Genomic DNA, 26,375 nt, shown 5'->3' on the forward strand with positions numbered 1-26,375 from the left:
CAACGCTTCCCACTCCAGATCCGACAGTTCATGACGACGCACCATGCGGCACATGATCCCCCATCAGAACCCTTTGAAGACAGTGCCTAGTGCCGTGGCCGGGAAGGTCTGCCGGGTCGCGGCGTCCGGTGCGGTGCATCTCAAGGCCGGGCCGCGGCTCGTACCGGACGTACCTCCGTGGTCCGACAACGCGGAGAGGTTCCGTGCCGGGCGTCGCGACCCGGTGGACCTTTCCGGTCAGGGCACTAGTCGGACAGGTTGGTGCGGGAGCGGGGGCAGCGCGTTTGGGGGCGCGCATCATGCGCCATGGATGGGGACATGCCACAGCACAGAGCAACCGAGGTCCCGGTCCTGTCGGAAGAGGTACGCGAGGCGCTCGGCGCCGGGCGGCCCGTCGTCGCCCTGGAGTCGACGATCATCGCGCACGGCCTGCCCCGTCCGCGCAATCTGGAGGTGGGCCTGGAACTGGAGTCCCTGGTCCGGGCGGAGGGTGCGGTTCCGGCGACGATCGCGGTGATCGACGGGGTGGCGTACGCGGGTCTGGACAAGGCCCGGCTGGAGCGGATCGCCTCGGGCGGGGACGTGCGCAAACTCGGGCACCGGGATCTGGCTCCGGCCCTGGCGACGGGCGCGACCGGGGCGACGACGGTCTCCGCGACGGCCCTGCTGGCGGCGCGGGCCGGGCTGCGGGTGTTCGCCACGGGCGGGCTGGGCGGGGTGCACCGGGAGTGGGCGCGGTCGCTGGACGAGTCGGCGGACCTGTCGCTGCTCGCGCGGACCCGGATCACGGTGGTGTGCGCGGGGGTGAAGTCGATCCTGGACGTGCCGGCGACGCTCCAGCGCCTGGAGACGCTCGGGGTGGGGCTGCTCGGGTACGGGACGGCGCGGTTCCCCGGGTTCTACCTCGCCGACTCCGGTGAACCGGTGGACTGGACCGTCCACCGGCCGGAGGAGGTAGCCGAGGTGATGGCCGCCCAGGACGCGGTCGGAGGCCCCGAGTCCGCCCTGGTCGTCGCCCATCCGGTCCCGGAGGCGGACCAGTTGGATCCGCGGCTGCACGACCGGGTGCTGGGCGAGGCCCTCGCCGCATGCCGCGAGCGGGGCATCACGGGCCAGGCGGTGACGCCGTTCCTGCTGGAGTTCCTGGTACGGGCGACGGGCGGCGCCTCACTGGAGGCGAACCTGGCGGCGGTACGGGGCAACGTGCGGCTCGGGGCCCGGATCGCGCGGGCCTGGGCGGCGCGGCCGTGAGCGCGCCCGCGGCTCCGACGGCCCCGCCGGGGGCGCTGCTGGTCGTCGGCGACGTGGTGACGGACGTCGTCGCGGTGCATCCGGAACCCCTGGCCCCGGCCACCGACACCGCCGCCCGGATCCGCACCCTGCCGGGCGGGGCGGGCGCCAACGCCGCCTGCTGGGCGGCCCGTACGGGAACCGCCGAGGTACGCCTCCTCGCCCGGGTGGGCTCCGAATCGGCACGCTGGCACGAGCGGGCCCTGGTCGACGCGGGGGTGCGGCCCCGGCTGGTCGTCGACCGGTCGGAACCGACCGGGACGGTCGTGGCCCTGGTCGGCAAGGACGCCGAGCGGACCTTCCTGACCGACAGCGGGGCCTCCCTGCGCCTGTGCCCCGCCGACTGGGCGCCGGCCCTCCTGGACGGCGCCGCGCACCTGCACCTGTCGGGGTACCTGTTCTTCGCCGACACCAGCCGGGAGCTGGCCCTGGTCGCGCTGCGGGCGGCGCGGACGCGGGGGGTGCCGGTCAGCGTGGACCCCGCTTCGGCGGGGTTCCTGGCCGCGCTGGGCCGCGAGAGGTTCCTGGCCGCCGTCACCGGGGCCGGGGTGCTCCTGCCCAACGAGGACGAGGCCCGGCTGCTGGCCGGCCTGCCCGAACCGGCCGGGGCGACCCGGGCGGCCGAGGAGCTGAGCCGGCGGATACCGCTGGTGGTCGTCACGCGGGGGGCGGGCGGGGCGCTGGTGGCCGAGGGCGGCCGGATCACCGCCGAGGTCGCGGCGGAACCCGTCGCCGCGGTGGATTCCACGGGCGCCGGGGACGCCTTCACCGGCGGGTTCCTCGCCGCCCGGCTGGACGGCGCGGACCCGGTCGAGGCGGCCCGCGCCGGCTGCCGGACCGCCGCGCTGGCCGTCGCCCGGCTGGGCGGCCGGCCCTCGTAGGGCGGGCCCGCGGGGTCGCGCCGGACCTGCGGCGTCCGGCACGGCACCGGGGCGGCGGGCGGGCGCTCCTTCCCCGGGCTCAGTCCGGCAGGCCGCTCCAGGCCGGGTGCCCGGGGTCGTCCGCCTTGACCAGGACGTCGGCGGCCTCGGCCGGGCCGGTCTCCCGCGCGTAGCGGGCGAAGGCCGGCAGCGTCCAGCGCGCGGACTCCTCGGTACGGCGGGCCAGGGCCGCCGGGGAGAGGCTGATGTGCACGCCGAGGTCGAAGGGGAACCAGTGCCCCATCAGCAGCGGACCGTGGACGATCACCGCGCTGCCCGGGGCGAGTTCGACGTACGGGCTGCGGGTGGCCCGGTCGGTCACCGGGTCCCACAGGTCGGGCAGGACCCGGCCGCTCCCGCCGGGGTCGGTCGGGCCGAAGACCTCGCGCCACAGGGCGCCGGTGTCGTACCAGCCGCCGAGGTAGGAATCCACGTCCTGGCGCCCGTACTCGAAGCGGAGCGAGGCCGGCCGCAGGAAGCCCTCGGCCGACACCACCAGCACCGAACGGCCGCGCAGGCGCAGCGCGTCGGCGAGGCGGCCGGCGAGCACGCCGGTCCCGGCGGCGGGCGCGCCGTCGATGCCGATGCGCTGCCAAGTCCCCTGCTCCGGGGCCGTGCCGGGGCCGTCGAGGTGGTCGGCCAGGCGTTCGGCCAGCCGCTGCCAGGTGATCGCTTCGAGCTGCACCCGTCCATTGTCAGTGGTGGGGCTTAGTTTTTTCACGAGGGGATCACCGGTGCACAGGAGCCGGCGGCCCGGCTTCGAGGAGGGGTCTGTCATGGCTCGGGAGACGACGTATCTGGAGCTGTCGCAGGAAGACGGCGCCGCGCACAAGTTCTACGAGGTGACGGTGGACGGCACCGCCGTCTCGGTGCGCTACGGACGCATCGGCGCCGACGGCCAGTTGCAGAGTTCCTCGTTCCCGACGGCGGAGAGGGCCCGGGCGGCCGCGGCCAAGAAGATCGGCGAGAAGGTCCGCAAGGGGTACGCGCCGGCCGTGCGCGGGGCGCGCGCCGCCCGTTCGGTGACCCGCCGCCAGGTTGCTTCGGCGCCTTCGACGGCGCGCGCCGTGGCCCCGGTGCTGTGGCGGTTCCGTACCGGCTCCTCGGCGTTCGGCATCCACGTGGACGAGGACCGCTGCTGGGTCGGCAACCAGGCCGGTGACGTCTACACGGTGAGCCACTCCGGTGAGGTACTGGCCCGCTACTCCCTGCCGGACGGGGTGAAGTGCCTGGTCGCGGACGAGTTCTGGATATACGCGGGCTGCGACGACGGCACGGTGTACGACCTGTCGTCGAAGGTGCCGTTCGGGGCCTACGGCATCGCGGCGGACGTGGACATCTACTGGCTCGACATCCACGAGGGCGTCCTGAACGTCTCGGACGCGAACGGCGGCCTCACCGTCATCGACCACGAGGACGAGCACCAGTGGTCGCGGAAGTCCTCCGGGGCCGGTGCCTGGATGGTCCGGGCGGACGAGCGTGCGGTCTACCACGGTCACGGCAACGGCGTGACGGCCTACGCGGCCGACGGCACCGGGGAGTTGTGGCACACGAAGACCCCGGGCGGGGTGCTGTTCGGCTGGCAGGAGGAGCACGCCGTGTACGCGGGCACGGTGCGCAACACCGTGCAGCGCCTGTCGAAGGCGACGGGGGCGGTCGAGGCCGCCTACCCGTGTGACGCGGCGGTGTACTCGTGTGCGACCTCGCCCGACGGGCGGCACGTGTTCGCGGGCGACTCGTCGTCGTCGGTGTACTGCTTCGACGCGGACGGGCGCCGGCTGTGGAAGCTCGGCACCGGGGGTGGCTCCGCGCTGTCGATGCAGTACCTGGACGAGCGGCTGTACCTGGTCACCACGGACGGTTCGCTGGTGTGCGTGGACGCGAGCGAGGCGGCGATCGCGGCCGCCCAGCAGGGTTCCGTGCCCACGGCGGTGGACGTGAAGTCGGCGGCGGCCCTGCCCGTGTTCACCCCGGCGGCCTCGGCCGCCGCGGTGGCGACGGTCTCGCGGGCCTCGGTCCCGGTCGGCGGCATCGTCGTCGAGTGCGTCCAGCAGGGGTCCCGGATGCGGGTGCAGGTGGTCTCGGAGGGCTTCGACTCCGCGTGGAACGTCCAGTTCCCGCGCGGGATCCGGGAGGCCGGGGCGCGGTACGTGGTGGACGGGCTGCACCCGGCCGCCGGTGGCTTCTACCGGGTGCGCGGGGAGATCCGCCGGCTGGTCTGAGCGGGCGCGGGGGGCTGGGGCGGCCCGTCCCGCGCGGGTGCGGCCGGGGTCCGTGGTGGACGGGGGTCTCCACGGGCTCCGGCCGTACCCGCGCGGGGCGGGCCGGCTCAGCGGCGGTGTTCGGGGCAGGCGCAGGGGGTGGCGCCGCGCGGGGCCGGGACGGACACCGCGAAGGGGGCGTCCTGCGGGAGGGCGCAGGTCACGTGGAGCACGATCGGCTCGGTGCCGAGGTTGCGGCCGAGGTGGATGTGTCCGGTGCCTTCGGGTTCGACGAAGGTGTCCCCGACCGTGTGCACCTCGACGCTGTCGTCGTCGAGGATCCGCGTCAGGGTTCCGGCCTTGACGACCGCCATCAGCGGCACCTGGTGGTAGTGCCAGCCCGTGCAGCCTCCGGGTTCTATGACGACCTCCCGGCGCATGAGGTCCGAGGGCTCTTTCTCCCTCGGCCGCCTCGCCGTGGCCTGCCGTCCGCCCATGTGCCCTCCCTCATGGGCCCGCCGTGGCCCACTCGACTCACGGTAGGAGGACATCATGACGTCCGAGAAGAGTTGATGAAAGGCTAACAACCTATCTTTACAAGGTGATATACGCACCGGTCAGCGGTATCACCCCCACATGAGTCTCGTCGTTTTCGAGTCACAGAAGCAGATCCACTGCGCAGAGTGCCGGCAGGGCCCGCTGCGTCACCTCGTCCGCGAGGCGGGGGTTCCGCAATGTCTGGACTGTGCCGATCTGGGACACCTGGTCTACCTGCCGCGGGGAGACGCGGCGCTCACCCGGCGCGCCCGGGAGGCCAGTTCGCTGTCGGCCGTCGTCGTACGCCGGCACAAGCGCCGCCGCCGGTACGAACGGCAGGGGCTGTTGGTGGAGGAAGCGGCCCTGGCGCGTGCCGAACGGGCCTGTCTCGCGGACGCCGACGCGCGCGCCCGCCGCCGGGAGCGTGACCGGCAGCGGCGCGCGGCCGAGGACGTCCGTTTCACCGCGGCCTTCACCGCCGAGATCCTGCGGTTGTTCCCCGGGTGCCCGCCGGAGCGCGCGCGGGCCATCGCCGCGCACGCCTCGCTGCGCGGCAGCGGCCGCGTCGGGCGCAGCGCGGCCGGCCGGGCCCTCGACGAACCGGCGGTGTCGGTGGCGGTCCGGGCGGCCGTGCGGCACATCGACACCGAGTACGACGCCCTGCTGATGGCGGGCGTCCCCCGGTTCGCGGCCCGGGCCCGGCTGGCGGCGCGGATCGACGCGATCCTGGACGGCTGGCGGGCGCGGCCCGCTAGTTGAGGCGGAAGCGGCGGTACAGCAGCGCCCCGCCGAGGAGCAGCCCGCCGCCGGCGGGCAGCAGGTAGCCGATGCCCTCGGAACCGGTGTGGGCGAGTGCCGAGGTGTGGCGCGGCGGGACCGGCGGCGCGGGGGGTGCGGGAGGTGCGGGCGGGGTCACCGGCCGCGGGGCGACGGGCGGGGTGACCGGCTGCGGCGGCTTGCCGCCGGTGGGGGTCTCCCCGTTGACGGAGGTGTTCCCGTGGGAGCTGTTGCCGACCCCGACGACGCTCACGGAGTTGCCGCTGAGGTTGATCGGAAGATCGACGGGAAGCTGGATCCCGTTGCCGGACAGCAGTCCTGGCGAATCCTTTCCGCTTCCGTGGGCGACCGCTCCTCCGCCGTTGGCCGCAGCGGATCCGCCACCGCCGGCCCGCTCCGGACCGGAGGGCCTCGGCCCGGGGTTCCCCTCTCCCGGGGAGACGTTCGTACAGCGGTTGCCGGCGGCCGAGTTGAGGACTCCGACCACGCTCACCGTGTTCCCGCACACGTTCAGCGGGGTGTGCACGGGCAGTTGCACCAGGTTCCCCGCGAGCAGCCCGGGGGAGCGTTCCGCCTTCCCGCCCGCTTCCGCATCGGCATGGGCCAGGCCGCCCACCCCCGCGACCGCCAGTCCACCGCCCGCGACCATCGCCGCGATCAAGCCGTTCCGACGACTGTGACGCATCAGTTTTCCTGCCTTCCGGAGGGTTCAGGGGGCATTGCCCCCACACCGGAAACAACGCCGTAAACCCATTCGGGTTATAGCGACGGTAGGCATTTCACTCCATCGTGTACTGGGTACTGCCTACTTCATGACTGAACGCCCGCTGCTCCTCCTCGACGTGGACGGCCCGCTCAACCCGTTCCGGTCCCCCTTCGCCGCCCTGCGCGGGTACACGAGCCACCGGATGCGGCCGGACGTCTGGCTCTCCTACCGCGATCCGCAGTCGCGCGCGGCCCGACGCGGTGCCCGGGTCCGGCTCCATCCCTCCCACGGCGCACGGCTGTTGGCCCTGCCCTTCGAGATCGTCTGGGCCACCGCCTGGACGCACCAGGCCAACACGATGATCTCCCCGCACGTCGGTCTCCCCACCGATCTTCCGGTCGTCGAGTGGCCTGAGCTGTTCGCCCGCGACCCCGAGGGCCTCTCGTGGAAGACGCGGCCCCTGCTGGAGTGGGCGGCGGGCCGCCCCTTCGCCTGGGTCGACGACATGATCACTCCCCGCGACCGGGCCTGGATCGCGGCCCGGCACCCGGCCCCCGCCCTGCTCCTGCGGGTCCTCCCCCGGCACGGGCTGCGCGCACGGGACTTCACCACCCTGTCCCGGTGGGCGGGTGAGGTCAGCGGGACAGCGCCGTGACCGGGTCCGGGGAGGGGGCCGCGGCGGGCCACCAGTCCTCGTCGTCCGCGCGGGACTCGTAGGCGTACCAGAGGCCTTCGCGGCCGAGGCGGAGCTGACGGGTGCGGGCGGTCAGGCGGTTGCGCTCCGGACGGAAGCTCCCCAGTCCGGCGGCGAGGAGGGCGGGCCGGGCCCGGTCGAAGGGACCGGCCGGGGGGTCCCAGGGCTCGTCGAGGACGGTGAGCGCGGGCAGCCCGCCCTGCCGCCAGGCCGCGGCGGCCCGGGCCAGCTCGGTGGTGGAGCGGCCGGTGGCGCGCGCGAGGTCCCGGTACAGGACGCGGGCCGGGCCGGTGAGCCCCGCGGTGTGGTGCGCCGAGGCCAGCCGGACGGCGTCCTGCCACAGGGTGAGGTGTCCGGTCGGGTCGGCTCCGGTGGTGAGCAGCGCGAGGGCGCGGGCGGCCGCGTCGGTCGCGAGCTGGTCCAGGGCCAGCGGGTCCGGCGCGGCGGGGTCGGCCGGGTAGGCGGGCGGCAGACCCGCGGCGGCGGGCGGGGTGAGCGGGGCGGGCAGCGGGGGCAGGCCGGTGCGGGCCACCGCCGCGCGGGCGGGCACGCCGGGGAAGTCCGGTGCGGCGTCGGGCTGTTCGCGCGCGGCGTGGGCGGCGTTGCGCCGGGCGAGTTCGTCGAGGAGTTCCCGCTCGCCGCGGCCCCGCAGCAGGAGCAGCACGAAGGGGTCCTGGTCGAGGAGACGGGCCGCCCGGTAGCAGAGGGCCGCCGCGTGCTTGCAGGGCCGGCCCGCGTCGGGGCAGGAGCAGCGGGGTACGAGCTCGCCGGCTCCGGGCAGGACCGTCTCCGCGAGGGACTGCGGGACCTCCCGCTCCAGGAGGGCCGCGAGGGCGGCGGGTTCCGCCGCCACCACCTCCAGGACCTCCGCCCACTCGGCGTCCGTGAAGGCGCCGAGGGACAGCTCCGTGCGGTACGGGCGGGCCTTGCTGCCCCGTACGTAGGCCACGATCCGGCCGGGGGTGACCGTGACGGCTTCGACGTGTCCTTCGGTCGCGTACGTCCGGCCGCGCGCGAGCCGGGCCGCGTCGTGCGCGCGGGCCTCCAGCGCGGCGACCCAGGCCCGCCCCCACCAGGTCTTCGCGTCCAGTCCGGCGGGTACGGTCTCGAAGGTGCGGCGCCGGTCGTCCCGTGCGGTGATCATGCGGGCCTCCGCAGCGAGACGAGGTCGGCGAGTTCCCGGTCGGTGAGTTCGGTCAGCGCCGACTCCCCGGAGCCCAGGACGGCGTCGGCCAGCGCGCGCTTGGACTCCAGGAGTTCGGCGATGCGGTCCTCGACGGTGCCCTCGGCGATGATCCGGTGGACCTGGACGGGCTGGGTCTGGCCGATGCGGTAGGCGCGGTCGGTGGCCTGTTCCTCGACGGCCGGGTTCCACCAGCGGTCGAAGTGGACGACGTGTCCGGCCCGGGTCAGGTTCAGGCCCGTCCCGGCCGCCTTGAGGGACAGCAGGAACACCGGGATCTCCCCGGACTGGAAGCGGTCGACGAGCTCCTCGCGGCGCGGGACCGGCGTCCCGCCGTGCAGGAACTGGTGGGAGATGCCCCGGGCCGCCAGATGCCGCTCGATGATCCGGCCCATCGTCACGTACTGCGTGAAGACCAGCACCGAGCCGCCCTCGGCCAGGATCGTGTCCAGCAGTTCGTCCAGCAGGGCCAGCTTGCCCGAGCGGTGCGGGATCCGGGGCGGCTCCTCCTTCAGGTACTGGGCGGGGTGGTTGCAGATCTGCTTGAGCGAGGCCAGCAGCTTCATGATCATGCCGCGCCGTTCGATGCCCTCGCTCGCCTCGATCACGGCCATCGCCTCCTCCACCGCCGCCTGGTAGAGGGAGGCCTGTTCGCGGGTGAGGGACACCGGGTGGTCGGTCTCCGTCTTCGGCGGGAGCTCGGGGGCGATGCCCGGGTCGGACTTCTTGCGCCGCAGCAGGAACGGCCGCACCAGCGCCGCCAGCCGGGCCACCGCCGCCTCGTTGCCGCCGTCCTCCTCCTGCTGGTGCTCGACCGGACGGGCGTGGCGGGCGCGGAAGGCGGTGAGGGGACCGAGCAGCCCCGGAGTCGTCCAGTCGAGCAGGGCCCACAGCTCCGACAGGTTGTTCTCCACGGGAGTGCCGGTGAGAGCGACGCGGGCCGGCGCCGGGATGGTGCGCAGCGCCTTCGCCGTCGCCGAATGCGGGTTCTTCACGTGCTGGGCCTCGTCCGCGACGACCATGCCCCAGTCCTGCCCGGCGAGGCGGGCGGCTCCGGCGCGCATGGTGGCGTACGTGGTGAGGACGAAGCCGCCTTCGAGTCCGTCGAGGATGCGGCTGCCGCCGTGGAAGCGGCGTACCAGCGTGCCGGGCGCGAACCTCTCGATCTCCCGCTGCCAGTTGCCCAGGAGGGAGGCCGGGCAGACGACGAGGGTGGGCTCGGGGCGGTCGCGGTGCAGGTGCAGGGCGATCAGGGTGACGGTCTTGCCGAGGCCCATGTCGTCGGCCAGGCAGCCGCCGAGGCCGAGCGAGGTCATCAGGTCGAGCCACGCCAGCCCGCGCAGCTGATAGTCCCGCAGCGTGGCCTTCAGGGCGGCGGGCGGCGCGACCGGGTCGAGGTCCCCGGTCAGCCGGTCGCGCAGCGCGGCCAGCGCGCCCACGGGGACGGCGGGCACCGGCTCCCCGTCGACCTCGGCCGTCCCGCTCAGGACGGTGGCCAGCGCGTCCACCGGGTCCAGCAGGCCCAGCTCCCGCTTGCGCGCCTTGCGCACCAGCGCCGGATCGACCCGCACCCACTGGTCGCGCAGCCGCACCACGGGCCGGTGCGCCTGCGCGAGGGCGTCCATCTCCCCGGGGGTGAGCCGGTCGCCGCCCAGCGCCAGCTCCCAGGAGAAGGCGAACAGCCCCGCCGCGTCGAAGAAGGCGGTGCCGTCGGTGGCGGAACCCGGAGCGGTGGACCGGACCACGGCGGTCGCGGAGAGCGTACGGGCCAGCTCGCGCGGCCAGTGGACCGGTACTCCCGCCGCCGCGAGCCGGGGTGCGGCCGCGCCCAGCAGGTCCTCCAGCTCCGGGTCGGACAGCGCGAGGGCGTCCGGTACGGGCTGGTCGAGCAGGCGCAGCAGCGGCGGCCAGACCCGGGCGGCGCGGCGCAGCGCGAGCACGGCGTCGATCCGGGCGCGGGGCCCGAACGCGGCGGCGGCCGCACCGGCCCACAGCAGCCCGGCGTCGGTCACCAGCGTCGGGTCGGCGAGGCTGTGGACCTGGACCACCGCGGCGCCCGCCCGGCGCACGTCCTGCGGTTCGGCCTCGTCGAAGAGGCGGAAGGACGACAGGTCGAGCCGCAGCGAGATGCCCACCCCGGCATCGGCTCCGGCCGCGACCTGTGCGGCCCATTCCTGTATCCCCGGTACCCGCTGCGGCTCCTGCGCGGCGAACGGCCGGCCGGCGGCGAAAGGCGCCGCCGCGGTCCTGGGCAGCGTGTCGGCGACGGCGTCGAGGAAGGCCCGCACCAGGGCCTCCGGTTCGGGCAGGGTCAGCGGGCGGCGGCCCGCGAGCGGGCTGGCGTACCCCTCGTACGGCATGGCGGCGGCGACGGCACGCAGGTGGCCGACGTCCCCGGCGTCGAGCGGGCCCGCGCGCCAGGCGTCGATGCCGTCCGGGGTGACCCCGGGCAGCAGCCGGCCCCGGGCCACGAGGGACAGGGCCTGGGCCGCGGCGGTGCCCCAGGCCCGGGTGGCGGGCGAGGCCGCCGGGCTGCGGGCGGCCCGCACGAGGAGGGGGAGGGCTTCGGCGACGGTCAGGGACACGCCGGGCACGGTGCGGGTGCGGACCCCGTCGCCGTGCGGGCGGACCACCTGGAGCGGATGGGGGCTCCCGGCCTCGGGCAGCGGATCACCGGCGGGACACCAGAAGACGACCCGCCCCTCACGGGGCACGGCGGCGGGCAGGAACACGGCGGCGCGCCGGAGCAACGACGACGTCGACGCTGCGGGTGATGGCGACTGCGGCATCACGGCGTCGTCCCCCTTCCTGCTCGCCCCGGCTCCGCCCGGTCATGGCGGATCCACTGCCGCCGAGTCTAGGCGGGCCCACCGACAACACCCCCTGACCTGCGGCTACGGCCGCCCCGCCGATGCTGCGCCGCCTACTTCGCCCAGCGGCCCAGCTCGCTCGCGAAGCCGTACTCGGGCCGCCCGGCGGTGGCGCTCGTCCGCCAGGGCCGGCCGTTCTCGTCGAGGCGGAGGGTGCCGGACCCGCCGGGGCCCGTCCAGCGCAGGTCGAGGTACCACTCGCAGTCGCAGCCGGTGGCGGCCGCCACCACCCGCAGCACGGCCGGTTCCCCCGCCGAGACCCGCAGCGGGAACGCCGGTGCCGGGATCCGGTCCCCGCCGTCGTTCCCCGCGACGGGCCGCGCCTGCGGCCTCGGCGCGTCGAGGTTGACGGCGAAGGCGGCCGGGGTGAGGGCGCCGCCGCAGCCCTGGGACATCTGGTAGACGTTCCAGGCCGGCGGGGTGCGCCGCGCGGTGACCCGTACGTCCAGGTCCTGGAGGACCACGGCGCCCTCCCCCGTCCCGTGCACGGTGATCTCGACGGTCTGGCTCCCGGCGTGCACCGCCTGCTGCGCCTGCGCCCAGGCGGGGGCGTCCGCCTCCACGGGGGGCGGGGGCATCTGCGCCGGGGTGCGCTCGGAGAGGTAGGCGTGCTCGCAGCCCGCCGCCCACACGTGGGACCGTACGGCCGTCCTGAGCGGCGCCACCGCCGCCGTCGGCGGGGTCGGTGCGGGCGCCGGCGCGGCGGCCGGCGGGGCGGATGCGGAGGGGGAGGGCGAGGACGCCGGCGGGGCGGCGGCGGGCGGCGCCGACGCCGACGGGGAGGGGACGGGCGGGCCCCCGGAGGCCGGCGTACGGGGCTGCGACGGCGAGACGGCGGCCTGGTCCCCCGTCGGCCCCGCCTGTGCGTGACGGCGCTCCGGTCCGGCCGCGGCCAGCACCCCCGCCACCACCGCGGCGGCCGTCACACCGGCGGCGGCCACCGCGACGCCCCGCCGCCGGTACCAGGCCCGCCGCCCTCCCCCAGCGCCCCCGGCCCCGGGAACGGCCCCGGCCCCGACGACCACCACGGCCCCGTTCCCGGAGCCGGAGCCGGACGCCGAAGCGGTTGCGCGTACGGCGCCCGGTACCGCGTCCCGGACAGGTGCGGCAGCCGGGCCCGGGAGGGCCTCCGGCCCGGCCCCGGGAGCGGGCACCGCCGCGGACGGCGTCCCGGTGATGGACTCCGGTCCCGCCCCGGGCGACTCCCCCGGCGCCGGGTCGAGCACCGGCCCGGACGGCCCCTTCGGCACGGGGCCGGTCTCCGCCCCCGGCTCCCCCACGGGGGCCTCCCCAGGCCCCGCACCGGTCTCCGCCCCAGGCACTGCCCCGGGCTCCGCTCCGGACCCCACCACGGAGGCCGCCTCCGCGGCCCGGTCCCGCTCGGGACCCCGCTCGGGCCCCCGTACCGGCTCGTGTTCCGGGTGCGCCGCCGACCTGCGCCGGGCGTCGGCCAGCAGCCAGGCCCGGTGCAGTTCCACCGCCTGCTCCCGGCTCGCCCCGCAGGCCCGTGCGAAGCGGTCCAGCACCGCGAACTCCGCGGGCACCGCCTCCCCGTTGCAGTACCGGTGCAGGGTCGACGTACTGGTGTGCAGCCGCCGCGCCAACGACCCGTAACTCAGCCCCCCGCGTTCCTTCAGCTCCCGCATCAGCCGCGCGAACGTCTCCGTCTCGACCGGCCCCCGCGCCGGCCGTTCCGCCTCGCCCACAGCACTCCCCCGTCCCGTGACGCCGTTCCATGCAGGGGGTGTTCCCCCAGGTGACGGCATGTACGGCCGTTCCAGTGTCCCGGATCGGGCGGGTTCCCTGGCCTGACACCCCGCAGCGGGGGAAGGCTGTGGACGCAGTCGACCTCCACACCGCACCTCTACGGGGAGAACACCGTGTTCCGACGCTCCGCCTCCGGCGCCTCCGCCCTGGCCACCGCGGTCCTCGCGGCCGCCGCCGCCCTGCTCCTGACCACCTCGACCACCGCGACGGCCGCCCCGACCGCGCCCGGGTTCCTGAGCGGAACCGACCTGCCGCCGCACCCCTCCTCCCCCTGGTTCGCCGGGAAGGTCACCAAGGGGCTCCAGGAGACCGCTCCGTTCTGCCTGGACGGGGTGCTCCCGGCGGCCGGCAGCTGGCACCGCACCTTCGGCACCGAGTTCGACACCGGCGCCGCCCAGATCTCCGTGCGGACCGCCTCGGACGCCGCGGCCGCCAAGCTGGTGACGGCCCTGGAGCGCAAGGTCGCGGCCTGCGCCGCCGACTGGCTGCGCGCGACCCCGGGCGGGACGGCTTCCTGGCAGGACTACGGGAAGCTCGCGGTCGAGGAGGGCGCACACGTCTACGGGGTCCACGCCTCCATTCCGGAGTCCGAGCCGGGCGTGCACCTGTACGGGATCGGACGCGACGGTTCCACGGTGACCGTCGTGAACTGGGGCCAGATGGGACACCTGACGGACGCCCCCGTGCCCGCCTTCAAGAAGACGACGACCACGGCCGTCAAGAAGCTCAACCCGTAACCCGGGCGCCCCGCACCCGGCCCCCGAGTGGGACCATGGAATCCGAGACCCGGCGATCCAGCACGGGACGAGGCGATGGGCATGCGTTCCGGAAACGAGCCGGTGACCGCCCGCAGTCCGCTGCGGCTGCGGTTCTGGCTGAGCTTGTGGGGGCTGGTGTGGGCCGCGGGGGGGACGGCCGCCTTCTCGCTGGCCGGCCGGCCCGGGTGGGCCGCCGCCTGCGGGGTGGTCGCCCTGCTCGCCGCGGTCGACCTGGTCGTCGTGACCCGGCACATCCGCCAGGGCCCGCACTACCAGCCCGGCCGCGACGTCCCGCCGTACGAGCCGCCGCGCGGCTAGGCCGTGTGAAGGCCTCGTGGTGGGAGGCCTCGTGTTCGAAGGCCTCGCCCGGACCGGAACGTCAGGGCGTGTCCTCGAACCGCGAACGTCAGGGCGTGTCGTCGAACCGCGCCGCCGCCAGGTACTCGGGCTGCGGATCGAGGGCGGCGGCCAGCCGGAAGTGCCGGCGGGCCTGCTCGCGCCGGCCGGAGCGTTCGTGGGTGCGGGCCAGCGCGAAGTGGGCGAAGGCGTTGTCCGGCTCGCGCTCCAGCACCAGCTCGAACTCCAGCTCGGCCGGCCGCAGCTGCGCGGCCGCGAAGAAGGCCCGGGCGCGCAGCAGCCGGGCGGCGGTGTTCTCGGGGTGGGCGGCTATGACGGAGTCGAGGAGCTTGACCGCGCCGCGCGGGTCGCGTGCGGCCAACAGCTGCTCGGCGGCCCGGAAGTCGATGACGTGCGTCTCGGGGCTCGCGGAGCCGGACGACCCCGCTCCGGACGGCGTGGACGGCGGCTGCTGGGGCGGGGGCGTGGTATCGGACACGGTGTCTTTCCTTCCCTCTACGGGCGCGTTCAACGCGCTCCGCAGCACCCGCTATTCCGCGCCGGGCGCTCCCCGCGTGCGCGCCGGACCCGTCAGGCGCCGACGCCGTCCGCGCCGCCGGCGCCCGCGGCAGCCCGCTCGGCCAGCTGTTCCCACACCTTGCGGACCTGGGGCTCCAGCGCCTCCAGCGGTCCGTCGTTGTCGATCACGAGGGTGGCCACCGCCAGCCGCTGCTCGCGAGTGGCCTGCGCGGCCATCCGGGCCCGGGCGTCCTCCTCGGTCATCCCGCGCGGGCCGGTCAGCCGGGCCAGCTGGGTTCCGGGCGAGGCGTCCACGACCACGACCAGGTCGTACAGGGGGGCCAGGCCGTTCTCCGTGAGCAGCGGTACGTCGTGCACGACGATCGCGTCGGGCCCCGCCGCCGCTTCCAGCTCGGCGGAGCGGGCCCCGACCAGGGGGTGCACGATCGCGTTCAGCGTGCGGAGCTTCGCCGGGTCGCCGAAGACGAGGGCTCCGAGTACGGGCCGGTCGAGCGCGCCGTCCGGGGTGAGTACGGACTCCCCGAAGGCCGCCACCACGGCCGCGAGGCCGGGCGTACCGGGCTCCACGACCTCCCGCGCGATCCGGTCGGCGTCGACGACGACCGCCCCGTACCCCGCGAGCAGCCGCGAGACCTCGCTCTTGCCGGCACCGATTCCGCCTGTCAGGCCCACTTTCAGCATGGTCGGCAGCCTAGGGGGTGCCGGTCCGGCCGGACCAGGCCCCCCTGGGCTCCCGTTCCTACTGCTCGCCCTCGCGTTCCGCGAGGAACCGCTCGAACTCGCGGCCGATCTCGTCCGCCGAGGGGATCTCGGCCGGTTCGGCGATCATGTTGCCGCGGGTCTCGGCCCCGGCGGCGGCGTCGTACTGGTGCTCCAGCCCCTGGACCAGGGCGACGAGCTCCTCGTCCCCCTCGCGGATCTGCCGGTCGATCTCGGTCTGCGTACGGTGCGCCTCGGTCCGCAGGGCGTGCGCGACGGCCGGCAGGACCAGCCCGGTCGCGGCGGTGATCGCCTCCAGCGCGGTCAGCGCCGCGTCCGGGTACGGGGAGCGGGCGACGTAGTGCGGTACGTGCGCGGCGACGCCGAGGACGTCGTGCCCGGACTGGCCGAGGCGGAACTCGACGAGCGATTCCGCGCTGCCCGGTACCTGCGCCTCGTCGAAGGGGCTGCGGTGTCCGGGCATCAGGTCGGTCCGGTTGCCGTGCGGGGTGATGCCGACGGGCCGGGTGTGCGGGACTCCCATGGGGATGCCGTGGAAGTTGACCGAGAGCCGGACGCCGAGCCGCTCGACGATCTGCCGGACGGCGACGGCGAACCGCTCCCACTCCACGTCCGGCTCGGGGCCGGAGAGCAGCAGGAAGGGTGCGCCGGTGGCGTCCTGGACGAGCCGGACTTCCAGCCGGGGTTCCTCGAACTCCGTCCAGTGGTCGCGCTGGAAGGTCAGCAGCGGGCGGCGGGCCCGGTAGTCCACGAGCCGGTCCGCGTCGAAGCGGGCCACGACCTGGTGGGGCAGGGTCTCCAGGAGCCGCTCGACGATCTGCTCCCCGGCCTCCCCCGCGTCGATGTACCCCTCGAAGTGGTAGAGCATGACCAGTCCGGCCGAGTCCTGGGCCAGCGCCAGGTCGGCCACCGCCAGGCCCTTGGCGTCCCATTCGTACAAACCCTGTGGATCAAGCACTGTCACCATTCCTCCCTCGCCGCGTTCTCTGGCAAGAACGTCCAAGGGGGCGGCCGCATTCCCCAGTTGACGCCCTGTCCGGTGACGCGGCCCGGTGGCCTCGGGGACGCGGCGGAGCCGGGAACGCGGAAAGGCCCGCCCCCCGGAGGGGACGGGCCTTTCCGTCGGTCTCAGCTCGGCTCACACCGGAGTGTGATGCGCGCTGCGATCAGCTCTGGCCGCCGGCCAGCTTCTCGCGGAGCGCGGCCAGGGCCTCGTCGGACGCCAGGGCGCCCGAGGTCTCGTCCGACTCCGAGGAGTACGAACCACCGGAGAGGCTGGCGCCGCCACCGGCGTTGCCACCGGCGGCCGGGGCGGCAGCGCCCTCGGCAGCGGCGGCCTCGTCGGCCTCGCGGCTCTTGATGACCTGAGCCTGGTGCTGCTCGAAGCGGACCTGCGCCTCGGCGTACTGGCGCTCCCACGTCTCGCGCTGGGTGTCGAAGCCCTCGAGCCAGTCGTTGGTCTCGGGGTCGAAGCCCTCGGGGTAGATGTAGTTGCCCTGGTCGTCGTAGGACGCGGCCATGCCGTACAGGGTCGGGTCGAACTCGACCGACGCCGGGTCGGCACCGAAGGACTCGTTGGCCTGCTTCAGGGACAGCGAGATCCGGCGACGCTCGAGGTCGATGTCGATGACCTTGACGAAGATCTCGTCGTTGACCTGGACGACCTGCTCCGGGATCTCCACGTGGCGCTCGGCCAGCTCGGAGATGTGGACCAGACCCTCGATGCCCTCGTCCACGCGGACGAACGCACCGAACGGAACCAGCTTGGTGACCTTACCCGGGACGACCTGGCCGATCTGGTGGGTCCGGGCGAACTGCTGCCACGGGTCTTCCTGCGTCGCCTTCAGCGACAGGGAGACGCGCTCGCGGTCCATGTCGACGTCGAGGACCTCGACGGTGACTTCCTGGCCGACCTCGACAACCTCGGAGGGGTGGTCGATGTGCTTCCAGGACAGCTCGGAGACGTGCACGAGACCGTCGACGCCACCCAGGTCCACGAAGGCACCGAAGTTGACGATCGAGGAGACGACGCCGGAGCGGACCTGACCCTTCTGCAGGGTGGTGAGGAACGTCTGGCGAACCTCGGACTGGGTCTGCTCGAGCCAGGCGCGGCGGGACAGGACCACGTTGTTGCGGTTCTTGTCCAGCTCGATGATCTTCGCCTCGAGCTCCTTGCCCACGTAGGGCTGGAGGTCGCGGACGCGACGCATCTCGACGAGAGAGGCCGGCAGGAAGCCGCGGAGGCCGATGTCGAGGATGAGACCACCCTTGACGACCTCGATGACGGTACCGGTGACGATGCCGTCTTCTTCCTTGATCTTCTCGATCGTGCCCCAGGCACGCTCGTACTGAGCGCGCTTCTTGGACAGGATCAGACGGCCTTCCTTGTCCTCCTTCTGGAGAACCAGGGCCTCGATCTCGTCGCCGACCTTGACGACCTCGTTCGGGTCGACGTCGTGCTTGATCGAGAGCTCGCGGCTCGGGATCACGCCTTCGGTCTTGTAACCGATGTCGAGCAGGACCTCGTCCCGGTCGACCTTCACGATGACGCCGTCGACGATGTCGCCGTCGTTGAAGTACTTGATCGTCTCGTCGATCGCGGCCAGGAAGGCTTCCGCGTTACCGATGTCGTTGACCGCTACCTGCGGAGGGGTGGTGGCGGTGGTCTCGGTGCTGCTCGTCATGTGGGAAAGGGCTCCGGTTACGGACAGAAAGTCGTAGGTACTGCTACGCCGGGAGCCCTTATCGGCATCTGCCGAAGAAGCCGGACAGCCAAAGAAGCCCAGAATCCCCAGAGGGGGAGGGCCTCGAAAACCGAGGGGACATTCAACAGATGCAAGCGCAGCCTGCTAGGTCTGAGGAGCACAGGCTCGCAGCGCAACTTGTAGCATACGGGGGCAGCCGGACAGGGTCAATGCGCGAAGGCGCACACCCCGGGCAGATCACCGCACAACCGGCACAAATCGTGGGCGCAGAAGCCCCGATGGGCGATCGGCGACGATTTCCCGAGCCACTCGCAGACTACGACGACGGGCCCCATGAACCAAGAGGACTACGCCCACGAAGACGCGCACGAGGCCGGCTCCGCCGCCGAGGACGACGCGCAGGCCACCCGGCGTGACGCCGGGGAGGCCGAGAGCAGCCGCGCGAGCCGCGGCTGGTGGGACCGCAACGCCGACGACTACCAGAGCGAGCACGGCGCGTTCCTGGGCGACGACCGCTTCGTGTGGGGCCCCGAGGGACTGGACGAGGCGGAGGCGGCCCTGCTCGGCCCGGCGGCCTCCCTCAAGGGCAAGGACGTCCTGGAGATCGGCGCCGGCGCCGCCCAGTGCTCCCGCTGGCTCGCCTCCCGGGGCGCCCGCCCGGTGGCCCTGGACCTCTCGCACCGCCAGCTCCAGCACGCCCTGCGCATCGGCGACGACGTACCCCTGGTCGAGGCCGACGCCGGGAGGCTGCCCTTCCGCGACGGCTCCTTCGACCTGGCCTGCTCCGCCTACGGGGCGGTCCCCTTCGTCGCCGACCCGGTGAACGTCATGCGCGAGGTGCGCCGCGTCCTGCGCCCCGGCGGCCGCTGGGTCTTCTCCATCACCCATCCGATCCGCTGGGCCTTCCCCGACGAGCCCGGCCCGGAGGGACTGTCCGTCGCCGCGTCCTACTTCGACCGGACCCCGTACGTGGAGCAGGACGAGGACGGCAACGCCGTCTACGTCGAGCACCACCGCACGGTCGGCGACCGGGTCCGGGACGTGGTCGCGGGCGGCTTCCGCCTCGTCGACCTCGTCGAACCGGAGTGGCCCGAGTGGAACGCCCAGGAGTGGGGCGGCTGGTCCCCGCTGCGCGGCAACCTCATCCCCGGTACCGCGATCTTCGTGTGCGAGAGGGACTGACCCCTTGATCCGCCAGGCCGACCTCGACGCCCTTCCCGTACGGGAGGCCGTGCCCGCCCTCGTCTCGGCACTGGACGCCCGCGGCACCGCCGTGCTGTGCGCCCCGCCCGGCACCGGCAAGACCACGCTGGTGCCGCTGGTGCTGGCCGGGCTGGTGGGCGGCGGCCCCCGGCGCCGGGTCGTGGTCGCCGAGCCCCGCCGGATCGCCGCCCGGGCGGCGGCGCGGCGGATGGCCTGGCTGCTGGGCGAGCGGCCCGGCGGGTCGGTGGGCTTCACCGTGCGCGGGGAGCGGGTGGCCGGCTCCGGGACCGTGCTGGAGGTCGTCACGACCGGGGTGCTGCTCCAGCGGCTCCAGCGGGACCAGGAGCTGGCCGGCACGGACGTGGTGGTCCTGGACGAGTGCCACGAGCGGCACCTGGACGCCGACACCGTCGCCGCCTTCCTCCTGGACGTACGCGAAACCCTGCGCCCGGAGCTGCGCCTGGTCGCGGCTTCGGCGACGACGGACGCGGCCGGCTGGGCCCGGCTGCTGGGGGACGCGCCGGTGGTGGAGGCCGCCGGGGTCGCGTACCCGGTGGAGACGGTGTGGGCGCCGCCGCCGCGGCCGGTGCGGCCGCCGCACGGGATGCGGGTGGACCCGGCGCAGCTGACGCACGTGGCGTCGGTGGTGCGGCGGGCGCTGGCGGAACGTTCCGGCGACGTGCTGTGCTTCCTGCCCGGGGTGGGCGAGATCGCCCGGGTCGCGGGGCAGCTGGGCGGGGTGGACGCGGAGGTGCTCCAGGTCCACGGCCGGGCTCCGGCGGCCGTGCAGGACGCGGCGCTGACCCCGGCGGACCACCGCCGGGTGATCCTCTCCACGGCGGTGGCGGAGTCGAGCCTGACCGTGCCGGGCGTACGGGTGGTCGTGGACTCAGGGCTGGCCCGCGAGCCGCGGGTGGACCACGCGCGGGGGCTGGGCGCGCTGGCGACCGTACGGGCGTCCCGCGCGGCGGGCCGCCAGCGGGCGGGCCGTGCCGGCCGGGAGGCGCCGGGGGTGGTGTACCGGTGCTGGGAGCAGGCCGAGGACGCGCGGCTGGCGTCCTTCCCCTCCCCGGAGATCCGGATCGCGGACCTGGCGCAGTTCGCGCTGCAGGCCGCCTGCTGGGGCGATCCGGAGGCGTCCGGGCTGGCCCTGCTGGACCCGCCGCCGGCCGGTGCGATGGCCGCGGCGCGGGAGGTGCTGCTCGCCGTCGGCGCGGTGGACGGCGCCGGCCGGCCGACGCCGCGCGGGCTGCGGATGGCCCGGCTGGGCCTGCACCCGCGGCTGGCGCGGGCCCTGCTGGACGGTTCGGCGGCGCTGGGAGCGCGGCGGGCCGCGGAGGTGGTGGCGCTGCTGAGCGAGGAGCCGCCGCGGGAGTACGGGGACGACCTGGCCGGGGCCTGGCGGGCGGCCCGGCGCGGCGGTGACGGCTACGCGGGCCGCTGGCGCGCGGAGGCCGTCCGCCTGGAGCGCGCCGTGCGCGACCCCGCGGGGTCCTCCCCCGCGCCGCCCGTTCCCGCAACCGGCGCTGTGCCCGACGACGGCGCCGCCGGGCTCGTCGCCGCCCTGGCGTTTCCGGAGCGGGTGGCGAAGGCCAAGGGCGCGGGGGCCTTCCTGATGGCCTCCGGGACCGGGGCGGAGCTCGGCGACGGCTCGGGCCTGCGCCAGGCCCCGTGGCTGGCGGTCGCCGTCGCCGACCGGCCGCCGCACTCGGCGTCGGCCCGCGTCCGGATGGCGGCCGTGATCGACGAGGACACCGCGCGGACCGCCGCCGCGCACCTGCTCACCGAGGGCGAGGAGGTCCGCTGGGAGGACGGGGACCTGATCGCCCGCACCGCGCAGCGCCTCGGCGCCGTCGAGCTGGCCGTACGTCCCCTGCGCGCTCCTGATCCGGCGCTCGTGCGGGCCGCCCTGCTCGACGGGCTGCGCGCGGAGGGCCTGGGCCTGCTGCGCTGGTCCGAGGACGCGCGGGCGCTGCGGGCCCGGCTGGGTTTCCTGCACCGTGCGCTGGGCGGCGGCTGGCCCGACGTGGCCGGTGACGCGGCCCTGGTGGAGCGGGCCGACGACTGGCTGGAGCCCGAGCTGTCCCGGGCGCGCCGCCGGGCCGACCTGGGCCGCATCGATGCCGGGCAGGCCCTGAACCGGCTGCTGCCGTGGGCCACCGGGGAGGCGGGCCGGCTCGACGAGCTGGCTCCCGAGCGGATCCAGGTGCCGAGCGGTTCCCGGATCCGCGTCGACTACTCCGGTGAGCAGCCGGTGCTCGCGGTGAAGCTCCAGGAGCTGTTCGGGCTGGCCGAGACGCCCCGGGTGGCGGGGGTTCCCGTACTCGTCCACCTGCTGTCGCCGGCGGGCCGGCCCGCCGCGGTGACCGCCGATCTCGCCTCGTTCTGGCAGGGCGGTTACCGCGCGGTGCGGGCGGAGCTGCGGGGCCGGTACCCGAAGCACCCGTGGCCGGAGGACCCGGCGACCGCCGAGCCGACCCGGCACACGAACGCCCGGCTCAGGCGCTGAGCGCTCCGGGCGGCTGCGGGGTCCGCTGCCGTTCGCGGCGGCCGCGGGCTTCCAGCCAGAGGGCGAGGCCGAGGAGGCCGAGGGCGCCGACGGCGAGGCCGGCCGGGGCGTAGGTGTGCAGGGCGAGGACCTTCGTACGGTTGGAGCGGACGAGGTCGAGGGTGTGGTCGGCGTAGTCGGCGCGCATCTTGACGTGTCCGGCGAAGGCGGTGAGCTTGCCGTCGGGGCCGCCGGCCGCGATCCCGCCGCGCATCTCCTGCTGGATAACCTGCTCGGCGTTGACGGGTGCGCCGGTGACCGGGTCGACCCAGAACATCGCCTTGACCGTGTACCAGAGGCTGGTTCCGGTGGTCTGTTCGATCGTCGCCGGGTCGATGCCCTCGATGGGCATCTTCTTCGGCATGGGGACCTTGGTCCAGGGCACGGTCTGTTCGAAGTAGTAGACCTCCATGCCCCGGTAGGTGCGCGGGCCGACGTAGTGGATCGGCGAGGAGGAGCGGGTCTGCGCGTCGAAGTAGAGGTAGTCGCGCGGTTCGGTGAAGAAGGGCCACTTGAACTCGATGCCCTGGCGCGTGACCGGGTCCCCGTCGACCATCTCGCCGGTGGCGTGCACCGGGTCCTGGGTGTGGGCGTCGAAGATGTAGCGCTCGGGGATCTGGGAGACCATCTTCCCGTCCGGGCCGATGATGTACGACAGGGTGTCCCAGACCACGACGTCCTTGCCGGCGTCGGCCTCGATCTCCTTCGAGGCCTCGACGTTGCCCTTGAGGGTCTGGACGATGGTGACCTTGTCCACCTTCTTGGGCTTCATGCCGTCGTTGTAGTCGATGAGGGTCGCGTCCTTCGCCTCCAGCACCATCTCCTGGTACCGGTCGGGCGGGATCTTGGCGAGCCGCGGGTACGCGTACCAGCGCAGCAGTGGTGCGAGGGCCGCGCAGAACACGGCGAGGGCAAGCAGGACGAGGCTCGCTCTGCGTCGCATGGCCGGGCCTCCTCTACTTTCCGGGCGCGGGGGGCGCGGTGGTGAGCAGCGGCTTGGGCGAGGTCTTGCCCTCCGGCACCCCTGCCGCCGTGACGGCGAGGACGAGGGCGAGCGCGGCGGCCAGCCCGATGGCGGCGGCGACGAGTGCGCGCATGCCGGGGCCTCCGAAATCTGATAGGGCGTCAGAGATGGGGCACCGTAGCAATGCGGGGGTGAGATGAGAACCGTCTGGTGCGGGGAGCGCGGGGGGCGGCCGCGGTCCGCGCGGGGGCGGGGACCGCGGCCCGCCCCGTCAGCCGTCCTGGACGTCGGCGCGGCTGACCGCGGGGCCGAGCCCGGGCGGCATGTGCTCCACGACGAGGGCGACGGCCTCCTCGGCGGTGTCGACCAGGGCGATCACGCCGGCGCTGCGCGGGAGGCGGACCCGGAACCGGCCGTCGGGCAGCGGGTCCACGGCCGGGACCTGCACGAGGTACGGGAACTCGGTGCAGCTGCTGAGGTTCAGGCTGTGGTGGCTGGTGAAGGGGTGGAGCACGCGCAGGCTCGGCTGCGCGTACGCGGCTTCCAGGAGCGGGACGATCGGCGGGTACGGGCGGTCGGGGCGGCGCTCCAGCTGGTGGTCGCGCATGGCCCGCCAGCTCAGCAGGAGCCGCTGCCAGCTCACCTCGACGAACTCCGCCGGTCCCCGCCGGCGCGCGGCCGCCGCATCGGGCAGGACGGGCCGGGGCAGGAGCGGTCTTTCGCCCACGGGGGCGTCAACGTTCTCGTTCATCGCGCCAGTGTGGCGGCGGTCACCGCCCCTGACCAGGGGTGGCGAGCAGGTGAGTACCCGTACTCATGCCCCGGCCGCCCGGGCCGGGCAGGGTGGCGGCATGACCACCGGTGCGCATGACCCACCCGACGGCGCGGAGCGGCCCCGGAGCCTGCCCGCCGACATCGCCACGGCGTTCGGCCTGATCCTCGTCGAACTCCTCGCGCTGGCCCTGCTGTTCGTCGTATGGGCGCTGTCCGGGTTCGACTTGAACCCCGACAACCCGCCGAGCACCCACCCGGTGTGGGGCTACCTGGTGGGCGCCGGGGTGCTGGTGGTGTTGATGGCGCGGTCGGGGCTGCGCGCCTCCCGTCGGGGGGCGGGGGTGACGGCGACGACGCAGGCGGTCATGGCCATGGGGACCGTGACCCTGATCGTGGCCGCGGCGTACTACCAGGTGCGCGAGGACACCCCGCCCCCGCCGAGCCCCTGCCTCACGTCGCCGTCCGCGCCCTGGTGCAACGGCTGACGCCGGTGCCCGCGCCTACCGGGTACCGCTCGGACTCGCGGAGGGCGCCGGGCCGGGCTTGCCCGAGGAGGTGGGGCCCGGGGCCGAGGGGCTCGGGGCGGGGGTGGTGGGCCGGGCACTGGCGGTCGGACTCGCACTGGGCTTCGGCGTCGGGGTCGGCGTCGGGGTCGGGCTCGGCGCCGGCGTGGGGCTCCCCGTCGGGGTGGGAGTCGGCGTGGGGGTGGGAGTCGGCGTGGGGGTGGGAGTCGGCGTGGGGGTAGGGGTCGGAGTGGGAGTCGGAGTAGGCGTGGGAGTCGGGGTCGGAGTCGGCGTCGGGGTCGGCGTGGGCGTCGGCTTCGGACTCGGTGTCGGCTCCGGGGTCGGCTTCGGGTCCGGGGTGGGGCTCGGCTTCGGGCTCGGGGTGGTCACCGGGCCGGGGGCCGGCTTCGTGCCGGGCTGCCCGGCCGGGATACCCGTACCCGTGCCGGGGCCGGTACCGGGGCCCGTGCCGTCGGGGACCTCGTGCGCGCCCGCGAGGTAGTACGAGAACCAGGACCGCACCGTCCGCAGGTACTCCGTGGACTGGTTGTACGAGAGCACGGCCCGGTCCAGGTCGGCCGGGATCCGCAGGTCCCGGGTGCCCGCGCACAGGTAGCGCCCGGCGGCCAGGGCCGCGTCGTGGATGTTGTTCGGGTTGCGCCGTCCGTCGCCGTCGGCGTCCTGGCCCCAGGACGCCCAGGTGGAGGGGATGAACTGCATCGGGCCGACGGCCCGGTCGTAGCGGGAGTCTCCGTCGTAGGCGCCGCCGTCGGTGTCGGAGATGTTCGCGAAGCCGTTGCCGTCGAGGACGGGCCCGAGGATCGGACGCAGCGTTGTCCCGGCGGAGTCCACCCGTCCGCCGCCCGCCTGTCCCGACTCGACCTTGCCGATGGCGGCGAGGAGCTGCCAGCGCAGCCCGCACCCGGGGTCGCTCGCCGCCACCTCCTGCTCGGCCTTCCGGTACGCGGCGAGCACGCTCGCCGGTATCCCCTGCGCGCCCGCGACGGCGGCGACGGGTTCGGTGCGCGGGACCTCGGCCGAGGCCGGGGCCGGTGCGGCGGCGGCCGGGGGCGCGTCGTCCACCGGGAGCACGACGGCGGGGGGCAGGGGGCTCACCAGGGGCGGCAGTTCGGTGAAGTAGGCGGAGTCGCCGCCGGATCCGGCCGCGGACGGCCGGGGCCGTGCGCCGTCCTCCCCCGCCGCGGTCATCCGTCCGGTGTCGTCGCCGTTCGGGCCCTGCGAGGCGGTCACCGCGGCGACGACCAGCGCCGAGACCACCGCGGCGAGCCCGCCCCTGCGCAGCCTGCGTCCGAATATTCGAGCCGACATGAGCCGGACCCCTCCCCTAGACGTCCGCGTGACCCTACGTCAACTCCCTTCACAGGGCACGAACAGCGGCCCGGATTTCACCACATCCCCACGTCCTGCGCAGGTCACGCATACTGTCCCGACATCCGGATCCGAGGAGAAGCGCCGTGCCGTTCACTCTCAGCCACGCGGCTGCCGTACTTCCGGCCGTGCGCCGCACCGGGCGGGCGCGGGGGCCCCTGGTGGCTTCGGCACTGGTCCTGGGGTCCTTCGCGCCGGACACCTTCTACTTCATGGACGCGATCGTCGAGGGCGTGATGGGCTACGGCACGTTCACGCATTCCCTGGTGGGCGTGCTCACCGCGGACGCCGCCCTGACCGCCGTCCTCGCCGCGTACTGGCTGCTGCTGCGGGAGCCGCTGACCGCCCTGCTGCCGCGCCGGCGGCAGGGCCGCGTCCACGCCTTCGTCCGCGGTGAACCCTGGCGCGGGCGGCGGCTGCCGTCCCTCGCCCTGTGGTTCTACCTGTCGGCGGTGGCCGGTTCCCTCACCCACGTCGTGTGGGACAGCTTCACGCACCTGGACCGCTGGGGCACGAACGCGCTCCCGGAGCTGGGCGAACCGCTCGCCTTCGGCCTGCCCCTCTACTCCTACCTCCAGTACGGCTCGTCGGCGGCCGCCGCCTGCGCCCTGCTCTGGTTCACGGTGACCGGCCTGCGGCGGCTGCCCGACGGTCCGGCCCCGGCTTCCGTGCCGGTGCTCGGCCGCGCCGAGGTGCTGGGCGCCCTCGCGCTCGTCGCCCTGTGCGTGGCCGCGGGGGTGACGATGCGGGTGGTCCGCTTCTACACGTTCTTCGACCGGATCCGCTCGCCGCTCGACATCATCCCCACCGTCTGCTTCGGCGCCGGCGGCGGTCTCGCCGTGGGCCTCCTCCTCTACGGCGCCCTCGTCCGGCTCCGCCACCGCCACGACCGCCCCCGGAACACCGACGACGAAGCCCGCGCTCGCGTCGCCGCCTGAGCCGTCACCTCCGCACGCACGACCGCCCGCCCCCTCCGGCACGGGCAGGGGG

At 74.8% G+C, this 26,375-nt stretch carries 25 protein-coding genes; 11 read left to right on the forward strand and 14 right to left on the reverse strand.

Annotated features, from left to right (window positions below):
• The first annotated feature begins 318 nt into the window (after positions 1 to 318).
• Together ABZZ17_RS28325 and ABZZ17_RS28330 are read left to right on the forward strand one after the other, a co-directional pair.
• Positions 319 to 1,251: a pseudouridine-5'-phosphate glycosidase gene (locus ABZZ17_RS28325; protein WP_356879948.1), complete on the forward strand. Its 933-nt coding sequence runs from the start codon at positions 319 to 321 to the stop codon at positions 1,249 to 1,251.
• A complete protein-coding gene (locus ABZZ17_RS28330) occupies positions 1,248 to 2,171 on the forward strand; it encodes a PfkB family carbohydrate kinase (RefSeq protein ID WP_356879950.1) in 924 nt (307 codons plus the stop codon). The genes ABZZ17_RS28325 and ABZZ17_RS28330 overlap by 4 nt, the downstream gene beginning before the upstream one ends.
• Before the next feature lie 79 nt (positions 2,172 to 2,250).
• Here ABZZ17_RS28330 and ABZZ17_RS28335 read toward each other — a convergent pair whose 3' ends face one another.
• On the reverse strand, positions 2,251 to 2,895 hold the full coding sequence (locus tag ABZZ17_RS28335) for a uridine kinase (RefSeq protein WP_356879952.1): 645 nt from the start codon (positions 2,893 to 2,895) through the stop codon (positions 2,251 to 2,253).
• Between the two features lie 91 nt (positions 2,896 to 2,986).
• On the opposite strand from ABZZ17_RS28335, the gene ABZZ17_RS28340 reads away from it, so the two are divergent.
• Positions 2,987 to 4,432, forward strand: coding sequence for a WGR domain-containing protein (locus tag ABZZ17_RS28340; RefSeq protein ID WP_356879954.1), 1,446 nt, complete (start codon positions 2,987 to 2,989; stop codon positions 4,430 to 4,432).
• Between the two features lie 107 nt (positions 4,433 to 4,539).
• On the opposite strand, the gene ABZZ17_RS28345 is transcribed toward ABZZ17_RS28340, so the two are convergent.
• The gene (locus tag ABZZ17_RS28345) at positions 4,540 to 4,851 is read right to left on the reverse strand and encodes a cupin domain-containing protein (RefSeq protein WP_356879956.1); all 312 of its coding nucleotides are present in this window, start codon (positions 4,849 to 4,851) and stop codon (positions 4,540 to 4,542) included.
• 196 nt (positions 4,852 to 5,047) lie between these two features.
• Here ABZZ17_RS28345 and ABZZ17_RS28350 point away from each other — a divergent pair, with 196 nt between their 5' ends.
• Positions 5,048 to 5,707 (forward strand): DUF2293 domain-containing protein, encoded by a 660-nt coding sequence (locus ABZZ17_RS28350; protein ID WP_356879958.1) that lies wholly within the window; start codon positions 5,048 to 5,050, stop codon positions 5,705 to 5,707.
• Here ABZZ17_RS28350 and ABZZ17_RS28355 read toward each other — a convergent pair.
• Positions 5,700 to 6,410, reverse strand: a complete 711-nt coding sequence (locus ABZZ17_RS28355) for a chaplin (RefSeq protein ID WP_356879960.1) — start codon at positions 6,408 to 6,410, stop codon at positions 5,700 to 5,702. The two genes, ABZZ17_RS28350 and ABZZ17_RS28355, sit on opposite strands and share 8 nt — an antisense overlap.
• Before the next feature lie 127 nt (positions 6,411 to 6,537).
• Between ABZZ17_RS28355 and ABZZ17_RS28360 the strand changes: the two genes are divergently transcribed.
• Positions 6,538 to 7,086: a hypothetical protein gene (locus tag ABZZ17_RS28360; RefSeq protein ID WP_356879962.1), complete on the forward strand. Its 549-nt coding sequence runs from the start codon at positions 6,538 to 6,540 to the stop codon at positions 7,084 to 7,086.
• Here the strand turns inward: ABZZ17_RS28360 and ABZZ17_RS28365 are convergent.
• The 3 genes from ABZZ17_RS28365 to ABZZ17_RS28375 all read right to left on the reverse strand — a co-directional run bounded on the left by ABZZ17_RS28365 (position 7,067) and on the right by ABZZ17_RS28375 (position 12,884).
• The gene (locus tag ABZZ17_RS28365) at positions 7,067 to 8,269 is read right to left on the reverse strand and encodes an SWIM zinc finger family protein (protein ID WP_356879964.1); all 1,203 of its coding nucleotides are present in this window, start codon (positions 8,267 to 8,269) and stop codon (positions 7,067 to 7,069) included. The two genes, ABZZ17_RS28360 and ABZZ17_RS28365, sit on opposite strands and share 20 nt — an antisense overlap.
• On the reverse strand, positions 8,266 to 11,097 hold the full coding sequence (locus ABZZ17_RS28370) for a DEAD/DEAH box helicase (RefSeq protein WP_356879966.1): 2,832 nt from the start codon (positions 11,095 to 11,097) through the stop codon (positions 8,266 to 8,268). Before ABZZ17_RS28370 ends, ABZZ17_RS28365 begins: the two co-directional genes overlap by 4 nt.
• 134 nt (positions 11,098 to 11,231) lie before the next feature.
• Positions 11,232 to 12,884: a helix-turn-helix domain-containing protein gene (locus ABZZ17_RS28375; protein ID WP_356879968.1), complete on the reverse strand. Its 1,653-nt coding sequence runs from the start codon at positions 12,882 to 12,884 to the stop codon at positions 11,232 to 11,234.
• Positions 12,885 to 13,058: 174 nt separating this feature from the next.
• Between ABZZ17_RS28375 and ABZZ17_RS28380 the strand changes: the two genes are divergently transcribed.
• Both ABZZ17_RS28380 and ABZZ17_RS28385 read left to right on the forward strand, forming a co-directional pair.
• Entirely contained in the window at positions 13,059 to 13,682 is a 624-nt protein-coding gene (locus ABZZ17_RS28380) for a hypothetical protein (protein WP_356879970.1), read from the forward strand.
• Between the two features lie 81 nt (positions 13,683 to 13,763).
• A complete protein-coding gene (locus ABZZ17_RS28385) occupies positions 13,764 to 14,021 on the forward strand; it encodes a DUF6343 family protein (protein WP_356879972.1) in 258 nt (85 codons plus the stop codon).
• An 88-nt stretch (positions 14,022 to 14,109) separates the two neighbouring features.
• Here ABZZ17_RS28385 and ABZZ17_RS28390 read toward each other — a convergent pair whose 3' ends face one another.
• The 4 genes from ABZZ17_RS28390 to rpsA form a co-directional block, all read right to left on the reverse strand.
• Positions 14,110 to 14,538 carry a tetratricopeptide repeat protein gene (locus ABZZ17_RS28390; protein ID WP_356879974.1) on the reverse strand — a complete coding sequence of 143 codons (429 nt, stop codon included), beginning with the start codon at positions 14,536 to 14,538 and terminating at the stop codon, positions 14,110 to 14,112.
• A 92-nt stretch (positions 14,539 to 14,630) separates the two neighbouring features.
• A complete protein-coding gene (gene coaE / locus ABZZ17_RS28395; RefSeq protein ID WP_356879976.1) occupies positions 14,631 to 15,260 on the reverse strand; it encodes a dephospho-CoA kinase in 630 nt (209 codons plus the stop codon).
• A 58-nt stretch (positions 15,261 to 15,318) separates the two neighbouring features.
• Positions 15,319 to 16,257, reverse strand: a complete 939-nt coding sequence (locus tag ABZZ17_RS28400) for a PAC2 family protein (protein WP_356879978.1) — start codon at positions 16,255 to 16,257, stop codon at positions 15,319 to 15,321.
• Between the two features lie 208 nt (positions 16,258 to 16,465).
• The gene (rpsA, locus tag ABZZ17_RS28405; protein WP_356879980.1) at positions 16,466 to 17,983 is read right to left on the reverse strand and encodes a 30S ribosomal protein S1; all 1,518 of its coding nucleotides are present in this window, start codon (positions 17,981 to 17,983) and stop codon (positions 16,466 to 16,468) included.
• Between the two features lie 354 nt (positions 17,984 to 18,337).
• On the opposite strand from rpsA, the gene ABZZ17_RS28410 reads away from it, so the two are divergent.
• Positions 18,338 to 19,186: a class I SAM-dependent methyltransferase gene (locus ABZZ17_RS28410; RefSeq protein ID WP_356879982.1), complete on the forward strand. Its 849-nt coding sequence runs from the start codon at positions 18,338 to 18,340 to the stop codon at positions 19,184 to 19,186.
• A gap of 4 nt (positions 19,187 to 19,190) precedes the next feature.
• Positions 19,191 to 21,716 (forward strand): ATP-dependent helicase HrpB, encoded by a 2,526-nt coding sequence (hrpB, locus tag ABZZ17_RS28415; RefSeq protein WP_356879984.1) that lies wholly within the window; start codon positions 19,191 to 19,193, stop codon positions 21,714 to 21,716.
• Here hrpB and ABZZ17_RS28420 read toward each other — a convergent pair.
• The 3 genes from ABZZ17_RS28420 to ABZZ17_RS28430 form a co-directional block, all read right to left on the reverse strand.
• Positions 21,706 to 22,698: a DUF3068 domain-containing protein gene (locus ABZZ17_RS28420; RefSeq protein ID WP_356879986.1), complete on the reverse strand. Its 993-nt coding sequence runs from the start codon at positions 22,696 to 22,698 to the stop codon at positions 21,706 to 21,708. The genes hrpB and ABZZ17_RS28420 overlap by 11 nt on opposite strands.
• Before the next feature lie 13 nt (positions 22,699 to 22,711).
• A complete protein-coding gene (locus ABZZ17_RS28425; protein ID WP_356879988.1) occupies positions 22,712 to 22,852 on the reverse strand; it encodes an SPW_0924 family protein in 141 nt (46 codons plus the stop codon).
• Positions 22,853 to 22,990: 138 nt separating this feature from the next.
• Positions 22,991 to 23,470 carry a DUF6193 family natural product biosynthesis protein gene (locus ABZZ17_RS28430; RefSeq protein WP_356879990.1) on the reverse strand — a complete coding sequence of 160 codons (480 nt, stop codon included), beginning with the start codon at positions 23,468 to 23,470 and terminating at the stop codon, positions 22,991 to 22,993.
• Positions 23,471 to 23,570: 100 nt separating this feature from the next.
• Here ABZZ17_RS28430 and ABZZ17_RS28435 point away from each other — a divergent pair, with 100 nt between their 5' ends.
• A complete protein-coding gene (locus tag ABZZ17_RS28435) occupies positions 23,571 to 23,978 on the forward strand; it encodes a DUF6234 family protein (RefSeq protein WP_356879992.1) in 408 nt (135 codons plus the stop codon).
• Between the two features lie 15 nt (positions 23,979 to 23,993).
• Here the strand turns inward: ABZZ17_RS28435 and ABZZ17_RS28440 are convergent, their stop codons facing one another.
• Positions 23,994 to 25,325: a lytic transglycosylase domain-containing protein gene (locus ABZZ17_RS28440; RefSeq protein WP_356879994.1), complete on the reverse strand. Its 1,332-nt coding sequence runs from the start codon at positions 25,323 to 25,325 to the stop codon at positions 23,994 to 23,996.
• 146 nt (positions 25,326 to 25,471) lie between these two features.
• Between ABZZ17_RS28440 and ABZZ17_RS28445 the strand changes: the two genes are divergently transcribed.
• Positions 25,472 to 26,323, forward strand: coding sequence for a DUF4184 family protein (locus ABZZ17_RS28445; RefSeq protein ID WP_356879996.1), 852 nt, complete (start codon positions 25,472 to 25,474; stop codon positions 26,321 to 26,323).
• Positions 26,324 to 26,375: the final 52 nt, after the last annotated feature.

The sequence above is a fragment of the Streptomyces sp. NPDC006512 genome (assembly GCF_040611935.1).
GTDB lineage: Bacteria > Actinomycetota > Actinomycetes > Streptomycetales > Streptomycetaceae > Streptomyces.